This is a genomic window from Embleya sp. NPDC059237 (assembly GCF_042754105.1).
GTDB lineage: Bacteria > Actinomycetota > Actinomycetes > Streptomycetales > Streptomycetaceae > Embleya.
This window is the reverse complement of the sequence record NZ_JBHZAE010000018.1, coordinates 59,077-71,618: the sequence shown is the minus strand read 5'-3', so window position 1 is coordinate 71,618 and position 12,542 is coordinate 59,077. Positions and strand designations below refer to the sequence as shown.

Genomic DNA, 12,542 nt, shown 5'->3' with positions numbered 1-12,542 from the left:
GACACCTGTGCCAACCGTGCCGGCTGTGACATCCGTGCCGTCCGGGCCGGATGCCGCGTGCGTCCTGCATTACGCGCGCGGCGCGCGGCCCCCGGGTCAGCCCACGATCAGGTGGGCGATCCAGTAGGTGCCCGCCGCGACCAGACCCGCGGCCGGCATCGTGGTGAACCAGCCGATCAGGATGTTCTTGGCGACACCCCAGCGCACCGCCTTGACCCGCTTGGTCGCACCCACGCCCATGATCGCCGAGGTGATGATGTGCGTGGTGGAGATCGGCGCCTTGAAGACGTAGGCCGTGGTGTACAGGATCGACGCGGCCGTGGTCTCGGCGGCGAAGCCCTGCGGCGGGTCCAGCTCGATGATCTTGCGGCCGAGGGTGCGCATGATCCGCCACCCGCCCGCGTAGGTGCCGGCCGAGAGCGTGATGGCACAGGCGAGCTTGACCCACACCGGAATGCCGTCGCCCTCGTGGTGGCCGCTGATCACCAGCGCCATCACCACGATGCCCATCGTCTTCTGGGCATCCTGGATGCCGTGCCCGAGCGCCATGCCGGCCGCCGAGACGGTCTGCGCGAGCCGGAATCCGCGCTTGGCCTTGTGTGGATTGGCCCTGCGGAACAGCCAGATGATCCCGACCATCACCAGATAGCCAGCCACCAGACCGACCACCGGCGACAGGAACATCGGGATGACGACCTTTTCCAGCACGCCGTCCCAGTAGACGGTGCTGGAGCCCGCGAGCGCGGCGCCGACGAGGCCACCGAACAGCGCGTGCGACGAGGACGAGGGCAGCCCGAAGTACCAGGTCAGCAGGTTCCAGAAGATCGCGCCGACCAGCGCCGCGAACAGGATGACCAGACCTTGATGGCCCTCGGGGGTGGAGATCAGCCCTTCGCTGACGGTCTTCGCGACGCCTTCGCCGAGGAAGGCGCCGGCGAGGTTCATCACCGCGGCCATGGCCAGCGCCGCCCGCGGGGTCAGTGCCCGAGTGGACACCGAGGTGGCGATGGCGTTGGCCGAGTCGTGGAAGCCGTTGGTGTAGGTGAAGAAGAGCGCGACGCCGATGACGATGATCAGACCAGTGAGTTCCACTGGGTCAGGACTCCTTGACGGCGATCGTCTCGACCGTGTTCGCCACGTGCTCGAACCCGTCGGCGGCCTCTTCGAGCACGTCGACGATGCCCTTGAGCTTGAGCACGGTCAGTGCGTCGTACGCCCCGCTGAACAGGTGCGCCAGCAACTTGCGGTGGATCTGGTCGGCCTGGTTCTCGAGTCGGTTGATCTCGATCCAGTACTCGGTCAGGTCCTTCATCGTGCGCAGCCGGGGCATCGCCTCGGCGGTCAGCTCCGAGGCCCGCACGAGCACCTCGATCTGGTCCGCGACCTGGGGCGGGAGTTCGTCGAGCTGGTACAGCACGACCAGGTCGACCGCCTCTTCCATGTAGTCCATGACGTCGTCGAGTTGCGAGGCGAGCGCGTAGATGTCCTCGCGGTCGAACGGCGTGATGAAGGAGGCGTTGAGCTGGCGCATGATCGCATGCGTGGTGTCGTCACCGGCATGCTCGGCCGCGCGCATCCGTTCGGCGATCTCCGGACGAGCGGAGACCTCTGCGCCGAGCAACTCCGTCAGGAGCTTGGATGCGGTGACCAGGTTGCTCGCCGCTGCGGCGAACATGTCGTAGAAGCTCGTCTCCCTGGGGGTCAGACGCAATCGCACTTGAGGTCTCCGGGATAATGAAGGTGGTCGGCGTCGATGCTAGGCGCTCTTGCGGTCTTGCACGCAAACCGGGGAGTCGACGCGAACCCCGACCGTACCCGGCGGTAATGAGACACACGCGCACAGCGACGAACGGGCATGCGGAACCGCCCGTTCCGCCGTCGAGGACGCCCGTCACACGGCCAGAGTATGGGTCCGCGCACCATTCGAATGACAGAGCGCCCTACCCTCGATCCATGTCGCCCACATCACACGAACCGAATCCGGGGATCGACCGGCACGACGCCCGCCGGAGCCGGTCGGCCGTGGGCGGGGCGATCGGAGCGCTTGCCGGATATACCCCCCGGGGGTAAATTCGAAGACGTGGTCGGTCACCCGATCGGGCCATGGACAGGTGGGAAACGGCCGCACGGACACGGGAGACGACGGTGGAACAGGATCCGCAGACGCCGGACACGAAGGCGACATCCGGCGCATCGGGGCACGAAACCTCGGGACACGGCGCGTCGGGGCACGGCTACAGCGGGCGCAAGGACGAGCACCTGAAGCGGCTGCGTCGGGTCGAGGGGCAGATCCGCGGGTTGCAGCGCATGGTCTCCGAGGACGAATACTGCATCGACATCCTCACCCAGGTCTCGGCGGCGACCAAGGCACTGCAGTCCTTCGCGCTCAGCCTGCTGGAGGAACACCTCGGGCACTGCGTGGCGAACGCGGTGGAAAAGGGCGGTCCGGAGGCGGACGAGAAGGTCAAGGAGGCGTCCCAGGCGATCGCACGCCTGGTGCGCTCCTGAGGCCGCGGCGACGGGGGCCGGCCCTGCCGTGCGCGCCCGACCCCCGGCCGCCGGCCAGGCCGAGCACGGCGTCGATCTGCGCCTGGGTGAGCGGGCCCTCGCTCGCCGACGCCGCGATCATCAGGTCTCCGTAGAGCTCGATCTCGTCGAGGACGACGTGGTCGTGCACGCGGCGATCGGAGAATCGTGACACTCCCATCGCCTCCTCGCGGCACGCCTCGGACGGTCCTTCGGCCCATCCAGCGTAGGGGCGGCTCCTCGGCGCGACCATGACACGCCTGGGTCATTTGGGAACCGCCCGAAACGATGCCGCGGAGGTGGCCGGGGCCGTCCGGCGGACCGGGCCCGGGGCCCGGTCCGGCGAGATCTAACCGCGTTTCGCCGGGGCGCTCGGCGGGGCGACGGGCGGAGCCGGTGACACGTAGATGTCCTTGGCCTCGGGCGGCTTGACGTCGACCACGACGCCGAAGTCGTACAGCTCCGCGGCGGAGAGCACCTTCGTCGTCGGCGCGGACTTGGCCTCGTCCGGACCCATCACGAACACGAACGACTCCTCGACCCTGCGCAGTCGACCGGCGTCGTCGAGATAGGCGTCGAACGGGATCGGCGCGCCGTCGAAGGTCTTCAGCGCGGCGGCCAACGGGCCGCGCACCTCCGGCGCGGTCAGGTCGTGCGCCTTGCGGATGTCCAGGGTGCCCTTGTAGTGCCGCACGGTGTCCGGGCCCAGCTTCTCGGTGCCCACCAGGACCACGTCGTCGTTGACCCCGCGCAGTATCTCGAAGGACGTCCCGGGGTCGGTACCGCCGCCGCTGACCAGGTTGCCGTCGGCCAGCCCGTCGATCGCGAGGCGCACCCACTTGTCCTTGGGGATGCCGGGCGAGCCGTTCTTCATGTAGAGCGCGTCGGGGGTCAGGATCTCCTGGAGCGGCCCGGCGATGCCGGAGTCCTTGGGCGCGTCCACCGTGAGCGAACCGATGTGCCGGACATAGTCGAACATGCCCTGGCCGGTGAGCTTCACGACCCGGTTGTCGCTCTGCATCGTCATCGTGGTGCGGGTGCGCGAACTCTTCGCGCCGGTGGTGACGTCGGCCGCCTTGCGCACGGCGGCGACCGCGTTCGACGGGCCGCCGCTCGCGGCCCCGCCACTGCCCTTGACCTGCGCTCCCTGCGGTTGCACGTCATCGCCCTGACAACCGGCGACCCCGGCCAGGACCAGGGCGCAACAGGCACCCGTGAGCGCGGTGCGGACCAACATGTGGGGTTCTCCCGGATGCTCGGAATCCTCGCGTGACGGCCGGCCACGCGGCGGCGGCTCGACGGGACAACGAGCGAGGCGACGCCGGGTTACGGCCGTTCGGGCGATGCCGGGACGGCGGGGGCGCCCGCGTGGGCGGACGGGCGCGATCGGGCCAGCCGGCGGCGGGTCAGTTCCTCGGCGCCCGCCGCGTCGCGGGCCTCGATCAGGTCGAGCAGCCGGTGCAGCTCGGCGGCGATCGAGCCGTGTTCGGGCGCGTCCGCCTCCGGGCGGGGACCGTACAGCCGGGCCTGGGCGCGCAACTCGGCGACCACCTTGACCAGGCGCGCGTTTTTGGCCAGCCCGAGCAGGTGCGCGTGGAAGCGATCCTCGGCGTCCACGCGGTCCGCCACGTCGGCCCGCTCCAGCGCGTCGGCGAGGTCGTCGACCAGCGCGCGCAGGCGCGGCATCTCGTCCGCGCAGCCGTCCCGGGCGAGCCGGGCGACGGTCGGTATCTCCAGGAGTTCGCGCAGGTCGTGCACGTCGGCCAGGTCCGCGGCGGACATCGTGCGCACCCGGAAGCCCTTGTTGCGGACCGGTTCGACCAGGCCGTCCTTGGCCAGGTCGAGCAGTGCCTCGCGCACCGGCGTGGCGGACACCCCGAACCGGCCGGCCAGGGCGGGCGCCGAGTAGACCACCCCCGGCTGCATCCGGCCGGTCACCAGCGCGGCCCGGATCGCCCGCGCGACCTGTTCGCGCAGGCTCAGCCGCTCGCCCAGTCGGCCCGCGTCCCGGCCGCTCTCGGTGTCGCTCCCCATCGTGTCCGCCCCCTCGGCCGCGCCGCCGTCATCCCGCCGCACGCGGCGCTGCCGTGACCAGTGGCCGCAGCGGTCCGCGTTCGACCATCCGCACCACCGGCTCCAGGAGACGGCCGACGAACATCGAGCCGACCAGCGCGACCAGCGCGCCGAGCGCGAATCCGGCGAGCACGTCGGTCGGGTAGTGCACCCCCACGTAGAGCCGGGCGAAGCCGGTGAACACCGCGGCGAGCACCGCGAGCACGCCGATCCGGCGGTCCACCAGCAGGATCCCGACCGCGAGCGCCATCGTGGTCAGCGCGTGGTCGGAGGCGAAGGACGGGTCGGTCTTGCCCTGCACGAGCACGTGCAGCCCGTCGTGGCTCAGGAAGGGGCGCGGCCGGTCCACCCAGTCGCGCAGCGGCGCGTTCGCCAACTCCGCCACCAGGGCCGCGAGCGGGGCCCACACGAGGCCGGCCACGGCCGCCACGTGGTCCGGCCGGGAGCGTACCCGCCACCACGTGAGCAGGCCGAGCACGGCGAGTACGGCGAACATGCCGTACTCGCCCATGAACTCCATGCCGCCGTGCGCCCAGGAGGTGTGTTCGGTGAGTCCGTTGACGTCCCGCAGGACCTCGATGTCGAGGTTGTCGTCGGTACTCTCCGCCAGGACCTGCAAGGACACCGGTGAACCCCTTTGCGTGGTGCTGTTGGTGCTGGTGGAACCGATGGTGCTTTTGCTGCTTGTGGTGCAGGACGTGCCTGTGCGGCGGGTGGTTCTTCCGCCGCGTCGCTACTTGCCCTCGTAGGCGTTGACGACTTCCTCCATCGGCCCGTCCATCTTGATCACGCCCTGGTCGAGCCAGATCGCCCGGTCGCAGGTGTCGCGGATCGACTTCATGCTGTGGCTGACCAGGAAGACCGTGCCGGCCTCCTTGCGCAGTTCGCGGATCCGGGCCTCGCTCTTGAGCTGGAACTCCCGGTCGCCGGTGGCCAGCGCCTCGTCGATCATCAGCACGTCGTGCGAGCGCGCCGCCGCGATGGAGAACCGCAGCCGCGCCGCCATGCCGGACGAGTAGGTCCGCATCGGCAGCTTGGTGAAGTCCTTGCCGTTGTAGTTGTTCAGGCCGGAGAAGGTGGCGATCTGCTCGTAGTTGGCCTCGGCCTCGCGCTGGGTCATGCCCATCGCCAGGCAGCCCAGGATGATGTTCCGCTCTCCGGTGAGGTCGTTCATCATCGCGGCGTTGACCCCGAGCAGCGACGGCTGGCCGTCGCTGTAGATCTTGCCGGTGGTCGGCGGCAACAGGCCGGCGATGCAGCGCAGCAGCGTGCTCTTGCCCGAGCCGTTGCGGCCGATCAGGCCGATCGCCTGGCCCTTGTAGGCGACGAAGCTGACGCCGCGCACGGCGTGCACCTCGGTGACGCCGGTGGCCTTCTTGCGCAGTGCCAGTCGGGACAGCGCGGAGGTGGCACTGCCCTTGCCGGAGGAGGCGCCGTGGACCCGGTAGATCAGGTGCACGTCGTCGACGACGACGGTCGGCGGCAGTTCCTCGCCGACCTGCTGCGGTTTTTGCGGAACGCCTTGTTCGGGCACCTCGACCTCGGACTTCGCGCCGGCTTCGGCCAGACTCATGATCGCGGGCTGCTCAGCCACGGCCGTACCTCTCTTCCGCCTTCCAGAAGTACATGTAACCGCCGAGACCCATCAGCAGCGCCCAGCCGACCGCGTAGGCCCACGTGTGCGCGGGCACCGTGGAGTGGCTGTCGATGAGCGCGTCGCGCACCAGCTCGATGTACACCGCCCCGGGGTTCGCCTCCAGGACGCGGGCCACCCACGTCGGCGCCGTCTTGGTGTAGTTGTCCAGGCTGTAGAAGACGCCGCTGATGTACAGCCAGGTGCGCAGGATGAACGGCAACAGCTGCTTGATGTCGACCATCACGGCGCCGATGCGGGCCAGGACCAGGCTCAGGCCGACGTTGAAGACGAACTGCAGGACCAGCGCGGGCACGATCAGCAGCCACTTGAGGCTGAGCGGTTCACCGGTGCCGAGCACGATCGCGCACAGCACGACCATCGAGAAGAGCAACTGCTGGAGCTGGACGATGGTGAACGAGATCGGCAGGCACGCCCGGGGGAAGTGCAGCGCCCGGATCAGGTTCAGTTGGTCGCTGATCGCCCGGCTGCCCGCGAGCACCGCGCTCTGCGTGAAGGTGAACACGAAGACGCCGGTGACCAGGAAGGCGACATAGTTGTCGATGCCGCCCTTGGTCTTCACGAGGTAGCCGAAGATCAGGTAGTACACGGCCGCGTTCATCAGCGGCGTGAGCACCTGCCAGACCTGGCCCAGCTTGGCGGTGCTGTAGGTGGCCCGGGTCTTGGCGTTGGCGAAGGCCACGATGAAGTGGCGCCGGGCCCAGAGCTGCTTGGTGTACGAGAGCAGCCCGGGGCGGGCTCCACTGACCGTCAGCTTGTAGCGGGCGGCGAGGTCCGCCAGTGGTTCGGTGGAACCGGGGGGTGCCGACGTCCCCTGTGGGCTCAGGGTGTCGGCCTGCACGCTGTTGGCCACGTTGACACTTTCATATGCGTCGGGTCGAGATCGAAAACGTACGGGGGTTTCCAGCCTGTCAGATCACGGGCGGGCGGCCGAGCCTGGTCATGCGCCAGACCGTTCGCCACGACATCGGTCGGCGCGGGCCGCTGGGGGTCTTCCAGCCCTCGCGAAAGCCCGCGAGCCACGCCTGGGCGTTCTCCCGGGACGGCCGACGGGCGGCGGTGAGTACCACCCAGGTGCCCAGGTAGGCGGGCACGATCGGCCAGGGCAGGTTGCGTCGGGCCAGGTACACGCGGTTGCGCGCGTTCATCCGAAAGAAGGCCGCGTGCCGGGCCGGGCTGGTCTTGGGGTGCTCGAGGACGATGTCGGCGCGGTACTCGATCTCCCAGCCCGCGTCGAGCGCGCGCCAGGCCAGGTCGGTCTCCTCGTGCGCGTAGAAGAAGTCGTCGGGCAGCCCGCCGACCTCGCGCAGCACCGCCGCGCGCACCGCGCTGGCGCCGCCCAGAAACGTCGTCACCGGGCCCGAGCGCAGCGGGTCGCCGACCCGGATCCGGGGCACGTGCCGGCGCTGGGTCTCGCCGCTCTCCGGGTCCACGATCCGGAAGGAGACGATGCCCAGGCGCGGGTTGGCCGCGAACGCCTCGCGCAGCAGGCGGCCGGCGTCGGTACCGCCGAGCCGGCCGTCGTCGTCGAGGAAGAGCACCACGTCGGTGTCGGCGGGCAGGCCGTCGGTGCCGACGTTGCGGCCGGCGGGGATGCCCACGTTCTTCGGCAGGGCGATGCCCACCGCACCCTCGGGCAGCTCCGGCAGCGGCCCGCCGTTGGCGACCACGACCACCGCCATCGGCTCGCCGTCCTGGTCGGCGACCGAGCGCAGCAGGCGCTCCAGCTCCCGCGGGCGGTCGCCCATGGTCAGCACCACCGCGCCGAGCACCATGTGTTCGGTGTCCGCGCCGCCGTCGGCCCGCTGCCCCTCGGCAGCCTCGGCGGTCACCGGAGCCTGCTCGACATGAGCACGCTGACCAGGTGCAGCACGGTCTGCAGGAGGGCGATGGCGGCCAGCGCGGTGACCGCGATCCGGCTGTAGAGCAGGCCGCCGTCGTCGGCCACCAGGTCGAGCGCGCCGGCCAGGAGCAGGAAGATCGACGCCTCGACGGCGCCGACCAGGCGGTGGAACTTGAGCGAGGCGACCATTTTGCGCGCGCTCGCCGCGCCCGATGAGCGCGGCACGGCGGCGGCATCCTGTACGGGCGGCAGGCCGCTCTTCGCGCGGGCGCCGTCGACCAGGTCGGTCTCGGACTTGATCAGGATCGCGCCCAGGGCCGCGACCACGCCGAGCGTGGCGTAGCCGTTGAAGTCGCCGCCGTCCAGGACGCCCGCCGCGTGCAGACCGGCGCCGGAGAGCAGCGCGGCCTCGGACAGGTAGTGGCCGACCCGGTCGAGGTAGACCCCGGTGACGGAGGTCTGCCGGCGCCAGCGGGCCACCTCGCCGTCGACGCAGTCGAGCAGCAGGTAGAGCTGCACCAGGATCAGCGCGGCGAGCGGTCCGGCTATCCCGGGCAGGATCAGCGCGGCGCCGGCGGCAATGCCCGCGAGGATCATCATGTAGGTGAGCCCGTTGGGCGTCACCCGGGTCCCGACGATGCGTCGGGTCACCTGGAGGGAGATCCGACGCATGTAGATGCGCCCGGCCCAGTGTTCGCCACTGCGCCGGTCGAGCAGACCCTCGGGGTGTACGACCGAGCGAAGCTCAGCCGCCGTAGGTGTGGACATATTCGGTCACCGAATCCCGGATGGCGTCGTGGTCGAGGTCGAGATGTTCGAGGATGGTGAAACGTCCCGGGCGGGTCTGCGGCGCGTGACTCACCACCGCCGTGAACTCGTCGATGGTCAGGCCGAGATGCTCCGGCACGACCGGCAGCTTGTGCCGCTCGAGGGTGCTCGTCAAGAGCCTGGTCAGCGCCTCGTCGCCGCGCAGGTGGGTGGCGAACGCGGCGCCCAGGCCGACCTGTTCGCCGTGCAGCCCGTCGTGGCCGTCGCGCTCGCCGTAGAGCAGGTCGATGGCGTGCGAGATCTCGTGGCAGGCCCCGCTGCACGGGCGGGTGGTGCCGGCCACCGACATCGCGATGCCGGAGAGCACCAGGCCCTCGGTCAGCGCGACGAGGAAGTCGTCGTCGTCGATGCCGCCCGGGCGGTGCAGCATCGAGTCGCCGGAGGTGCGGGCCAGCGCGACCGCGAGGCCGTCCAGCGGCTCGCCGGTCACCCGGTGGGACAACTCCCAGTCGGCCACCGCGCACAGGTTCGACAACGACTCGCCGATGCCGGAGCGCACGAAGCGCTGCGGCGCGGCCCGGACCAGGTCCAGGTCGACCACCAGCGCGATCGGCGTGGGCACGCCGTAGGAGCCGCGGCCCGCGTCGTTGTCGAGAATGCTCACCGGCGAGGCGATGCCGTCGTGGGCGAGGTTGGTGGCGACCGCGACCATGGGCAGGCCCACGCGCGCGGCGGCGTACTTGGTGGCGTCCAGGACCCGGCCGCCGCCGAGACCGACCACCGCGTCGTAGGCTCCGCCGCGCATCCGGTCGGCCAGGTCGACCGCCGCGGTCAGCGTGCCGCCGCCCACCGAATACCACTCGGCGCCCGGCAGTTGCGGGGCGAATCGCTCGCGCAGTCCGGCGCCGGAGCCCTCGCTGACCACGACCGCGATCCGGCCCGAGGTGGAGACCCGACGGTCGGCCAGGATGCCGGCCAGGTCGGCGACCGCGCCCGCGCGGATGTCGACGGTGAGCGGTGTGGGGACCAGTCGGGTCAGTACCGGCACGCGATCTCCCGGGCGACCGTCAGGTCCTCGGTGGTATCGATCTCGGTCCACGGCACCCGGATGTCGGGCGCGCCGATCGGCTGCACGTCGACCCGGCCGCCGCGGTTCACCAGCTCCTGGTAACCGTCCTCGTAGTACAGCTGCGGGTCGCGCTCGAAGGTGGCCCGGAGCGCGTCGACCAGCGCGGGCGCGGCGTGGCCCTCGATCAGCGTGACGCCGATGTACTCGCCGGCCGCCTCGGCAGGGTCCATCAGCTTGGTGATCCGGCGCATCCGGCCGTCGTCGCCGAGGGTGACCTTCATTTCCTCGTCGGCGAGCGGCTTGGCGGTGTCCAGGGCCAGGATGATGCCCTTGTCGCCGCCCCGCGCGGCCAGCATGGTCTCCTGTACCGAGAGCGGGTGCAGCGTGTCGCCGTTGGCGAGCAGCACGCCGTCGGCGAGGTGGTCGCGGGCGCACCACAGGGAGTAGGCGTTGTTCCACTCCTCGGCCTTGTCGTTGTCGACCAGGTGCAGCTTGAGGCCGTACCGACGCTCCAGCAGGTCCTGCCGCTCGCGGATGGCGTCGCCGCAGTAGCCGATCACGATCGCGGCCTCGGTCAGGCCGACCGCCGCGTAGTGGGAGAGCGTGACCTCCAGGATCGACCGCTCGCTGTCCGGCGCACCGGGCGCGCCCACCGGCACCAGGGCCTTGGGCAGCGTATCGGTGTGCGGGCGCAGCCGGCGGCCGGCGCCGGCGGCGAGAACGAGGCCGATCATGAAAGGTCTCCAGTTCGATCGGGGGCCGCCGCGACGACGGCCTCCAGGGGGCGGTACGAGGGTGTGGAGGCCGAGGGGGCGGGGCCCACCGGGGTGGCGTCGTCGATGTCCGGGCGCGCGCCGCGCACCCAGAAGGCGACACTCTCGGCGAGCACGATCGCCGCCAACACGCCGGCCGTGACGATCAGACCGGTGCGCAGGGTGTCCGAGCCCGCCGCGGCCAGCACGGTCACCAGGAGCACACGTCCCTCGTGACCGAGCACCGCCCACACCAGCGCCCGGGGCGGGGCCCCGTAGCCGCCGCGCAGGCGATACACCGTGTCGTAGTGATGGTAGGCGGTGGCCGCGACCAAACCGAATGCCGCGGCCACCGCGGTGGGCACCACCTGTGCGGCCAGGACGGTGATCGCGGCGTATTCGGCGGCCCGGAAGATCGGCGGCACCACCCAGTCGAGCCGGCGCACCAGCGGGCGGCCGATCGCGACCCCGGCGCACAGCGCGTAGGCGCCCGCGCCGGCCAGGCCCCACCACTGGCCCGCGCCGCCCGCGAGCAGCACGGCGAGCAGGGCGGCGGTGCCAAGCAGTGCGGCCGCGGGGGCGGGCACGCGCAGCCGCAGCCGGGCGACGAGTTCGGCGAGCGGGCCGCTGTCGGCGAGCGCGGCCAGGTGCTCGCCGACCTGCGGGGCGGCCGGCGTGCGGCGCGGCAGCGAGCGCAGGACGCGGCCGAGCGAGGTGTAGCAGGCGGCGAGCACGCAGCCGGTGATCAGTACGACGAAGGTGATCCGCGGCGTGGTGGTCGCGGTGAGCACGGCGATCAGGGCCCAGCGCTCGCCGATCGGCAGGATGATCATCCGCCGGGCCCACACGGTCCAGCCGACCGTGTTCAGCTTGCCGGACAGTTTGGCGCCCGCGCCGCCGTCGGCGCTCTCGTCGTCCCCGCCGCCGATGCCGCGCCGGGTCTCGTTGAACGCGAAGTCGACGATGTGCCGGGTGGTCATCACCACCATCGCGACCAGCGCGAGGGTCCACACGTCGTCGTCGTGCCGGGCGGCGCCGAGCGCCAGGCCCGCGTAGACGGCGTACTCCTTGGCCCGGTCGAAGGTGGCGTCCAGCCAGGAGCCGATCCGCGAATAGCTCACCGCGTAGCGGGCGAGTTGGCCGTCGGTGCAGTCGAGCACGAAGGAGAAGTACAGGCCCAGGGCCGCGCCGATGTAGCCGGCGCGGGTGCCGGTGGCCGCGCCCGCCGCCGCGGCGAGCGCGACGAACAGCGAGGCGACGGTGACCTGATTGGGCGTCAGGCCCCGGCGGGCGCACCAGCGGGCCAGGTAGCGCGACCAGGTGCTGACCGCGAACGTGGTGAAGAAACCGTCCCGCGCCTTGACCGCCGAGGCGAGCCGGATGCGCTCGTCGTCCACCGCGGCAACCGCGGCCGTCGCCCGGGCGCGCGCGGCCTCGTCGCGCGGCACCTCGGCGACCAGTTCGCCCAGCGGAACCTCGCGCAGCGAGACACCCGCCGCGGCCAGCCGCTCGGCGATCAGGTCGGGCACGCAGTCGTCGGCGGCGGGCCGGTCGAGGCCGGCCGCGATCCGGGCCGCCTCGGCCCTGGCCTCGCCCTCGACGGCGAGCACGCCGGGTACGTGCGCGGCCGGGAAGCGGGTGTCGGCGATCACCAGGCGCAGCGCGTGCCGGTGGCCGACGAAACGCGCGTCGACGAGGGTGATCCGGTCCTCCCCCGCGGCCAACGCGGCCCGCAGTGCGTCCGGGGCCACCACCTCGATCTCCGGCACACCACGATCGAGCACCGACAACTCGGCGAGCAGCGGGGCCGGATCGGCACTGGTGTAGGCGTCCGCCGGCCGGGACGGCGGAGACGCG

Annotated in this window: 14 protein-coding genes; 2 read left to right on the top strand and 12 right to left on the bottom strand. The window is 71.3% G+C overall.

All coding sequences use genetic code 11. The annotated features are described in order from the left end of the window. Positions 1-96: 96 nt before the first annotated feature. Together ACFXKZ_RS40015 and ACFXKZ_RS40010 are read right to left on the bottom strand one after the other, a co-directional pair. Complete coding sequence (locus ACFXKZ_RS40015; RefSeq protein WP_380008791.1) at positions 97-1,092, bottom strand: anion permease; 996 nt, start codon at positions 1,090-1,092, stop codon at positions 97-99. A 4-nt stretch (positions 1,093-1,096) separates the two neighbouring features. Continuing rightward, positions 1,097-1,717 (bottom strand): DUF47 domain-containing protein, encoded by a 621-nt coding sequence (locus tag ACFXKZ_RS40010; RefSeq protein ID WP_020552276.1) that lies wholly within the window; start codon positions 1,715-1,717, stop codon positions 1,097-1,099. Positions 1,718-2,103: 386 nt separating this feature from the next. On the opposite strand from ACFXKZ_RS40010, the gene ACFXKZ_RS40005 reads away from it, so the two are divergent. Continuing rightward, the gene (locus tag ACFXKZ_RS40005; protein ID WP_380008788.1) at positions 2,104-2,508 is read left to right on the top strand and encodes a metal-sensitive transcriptional regulator; all 405 of its coding nucleotides are present in this window, start codon (positions 2,104-2,106) and stop codon (positions 2,506-2,508) included. A 28-nt stretch (positions 2,509-2,536) separates the two neighbouring features. Beyond that, the gene (locus ACFXKZ_RS40000; protein ID WP_380008785.1) at positions 2,537-2,698 is read left to right on the top strand and encodes a hypothetical protein; all 162 of its coding nucleotides are present in this window, start codon (positions 2,537-2,539) and stop codon (positions 2,696-2,698) included. Between the two features lie 177 nt (positions 2,699-2,875). Here ACFXKZ_RS40000 and ACFXKZ_RS39995 read toward each other — a convergent pair whose 3' ends face one another. The 10 genes from ACFXKZ_RS39995 to ACFXKZ_RS39950 all read right to left on the bottom strand — a co-directional run bounded on the left by ACFXKZ_RS39995 (position 2,876) and on the right by ACFXKZ_RS39950 (position 12,469). Further along, positions 2,876-3,763, bottom strand: coding sequence for a hypothetical protein (locus ACFXKZ_RS39995; RefSeq protein ID WP_380008782.1), 888 nt, complete (start codon positions 3,761-3,763; stop codon positions 2,876-2,878). Positions 3,764-3,852: 89 nt separating this feature from the next. Next, entirely contained in the window at positions 3,853-4,560 is a 708-nt protein-coding gene (locus ACFXKZ_RS39990) for a GntR family transcriptional regulator (protein WP_380008779.1), read from the bottom strand. Positions 4,561-4,588: 28 nt separating this feature from the next. Next, positions 4,589-5,224, bottom strand: coding sequence for a phosphatase PAP2 family protein (locus tag ACFXKZ_RS39985; RefSeq protein WP_380008776.1), 636 nt, complete (start codon positions 5,222-5,224; stop codon positions 4,589-4,591). A 108-nt stretch (positions 5,225-5,332) separates the two neighbouring features. Continuing rightward, positions 5,333-6,172: an ABC transporter ATP-binding protein gene (locus ACFXKZ_RS39980; RefSeq protein WP_380009211.1), complete on the bottom strand. Its 840-nt coding sequence runs from the start codon at positions 6,170-6,172 to the stop codon at positions 5,333-5,335. Between the two features lie 13 nt (positions 6,173-6,185). Beyond that, a complete protein-coding gene (locus ACFXKZ_RS39975; RefSeq protein ID WP_380008773.1) occupies positions 6,186-7,106 on the bottom strand; it encodes an ABC transporter permease in 921 nt (306 codons plus the stop codon). 58 nt (positions 7,107-7,164) lie between these two features. Next, on the bottom strand, positions 7,165-8,028 hold the full coding sequence (locus ACFXKZ_RS39970) for a glycosyltransferase family 2 protein (protein ID WP_380009208.1): 864 nt from the start codon (positions 8,026-8,028) through the stop codon (positions 7,165-7,167). Between the two features lie 53 nt (positions 8,029-8,081). Continuing rightward, the gene (locus tag ACFXKZ_RS39965; RefSeq protein ID WP_380008771.1) at positions 8,082-8,864 is read right to left on the bottom strand and encodes a CDP-alcohol phosphatidyltransferase family protein; all 783 of its coding nucleotides are present in this window, start codon (positions 8,862-8,864) and stop codon (positions 8,082-8,084) included. Continuing rightward, positions 8,842-9,912, bottom strand: a complete 1,071-nt coding sequence (locus ACFXKZ_RS39960; protein WP_380008768.1) for an iron-containing alcohol dehydrogenase family protein — start codon at positions 9,910-9,912, stop codon at positions 8,842-8,844. Before ACFXKZ_RS39960 ends, ACFXKZ_RS39965 begins: the two co-directional genes overlap by 23 nt. Continuing rightward, a complete protein-coding gene (locus tag ACFXKZ_RS39955) occupies positions 9,900-10,667 on the bottom strand; it encodes an NTP transferase domain-containing protein (protein WP_380008765.1) in 768 nt (255 codons plus the stop codon). Before ACFXKZ_RS39955 ends, ACFXKZ_RS39960 begins: the two co-directional genes overlap by 13 nt. After that, positions 10,664-12,469 carry a DUF5941 domain-containing protein gene (locus ACFXKZ_RS39950; RefSeq protein ID WP_380008762.1) on the bottom strand — a complete coding sequence of 602 codons (1,806 nt, stop codon included), beginning with the start codon at positions 12,467-12,469 and terminating at the stop codon, positions 10,664-10,666. Before ACFXKZ_RS39950 ends, ACFXKZ_RS39955 begins: the two co-directional genes overlap by 4 nt. Positions 12,470-12,542: the final 73 nt, after the last annotated feature.

What these genes read in the sequence shown, in the direction of transcription:
- ACFXKZ_RS40005 (WP_380008788.1), top strand. Translation starts at nt 2,104, where the DNA reads ATGGACAGGTGGGAAACGGCCGCACGGACACGGGAGACGACGGTGGAA.
- ACFXKZ_RS39995 (WP_380008782.1), bottom strand. Translation starts at nt 3,763, where the DNA reads ATGTTGGTCCGCACCGCGCTCACGGGTGCCTGTTGCGCCCTGGTCCTG.
- ACFXKZ_RS39990 (WP_380008779.1), bottom strand. Translation starts at nt 4,560, where the DNA reads ATGGGGAGCGACACCGAGAGCGGCCGGGACGCGGGCCGACTGGGCGAG.
- ACFXKZ_RS39980 (WP_380009211.1), bottom strand. Translation starts at nt 6,172, where the DNA reads ATGAGTCTGGCCGAAGCCGGCGCGAAGTCCGAGGTCGAGGTGCCCGAA.
- ACFXKZ_RS39970 (WP_380009208.1), bottom strand. Translation starts at nt 8,028, where the DNA reads ATGGTGCTCGGCGCGGTGGTGCTGACCATGGGCGACCGCCCGCGGGAG.
- ACFXKZ_RS39965 (WP_380008771.1), bottom strand. Translation starts at nt 8,864, where the DNA reads ATGTCCACACCTACGGCGGCTGAGCTTCGCTCGGTCGTACACCCCGAG.
- ACFXKZ_RS39955 (WP_380008765.1), bottom strand. Translation starts at nt 10,667, where the DNA reads ATGATCGGCCTCGTTCTCGCCGCCGGCGCCGGCCGCCGGCTGCGCCCG.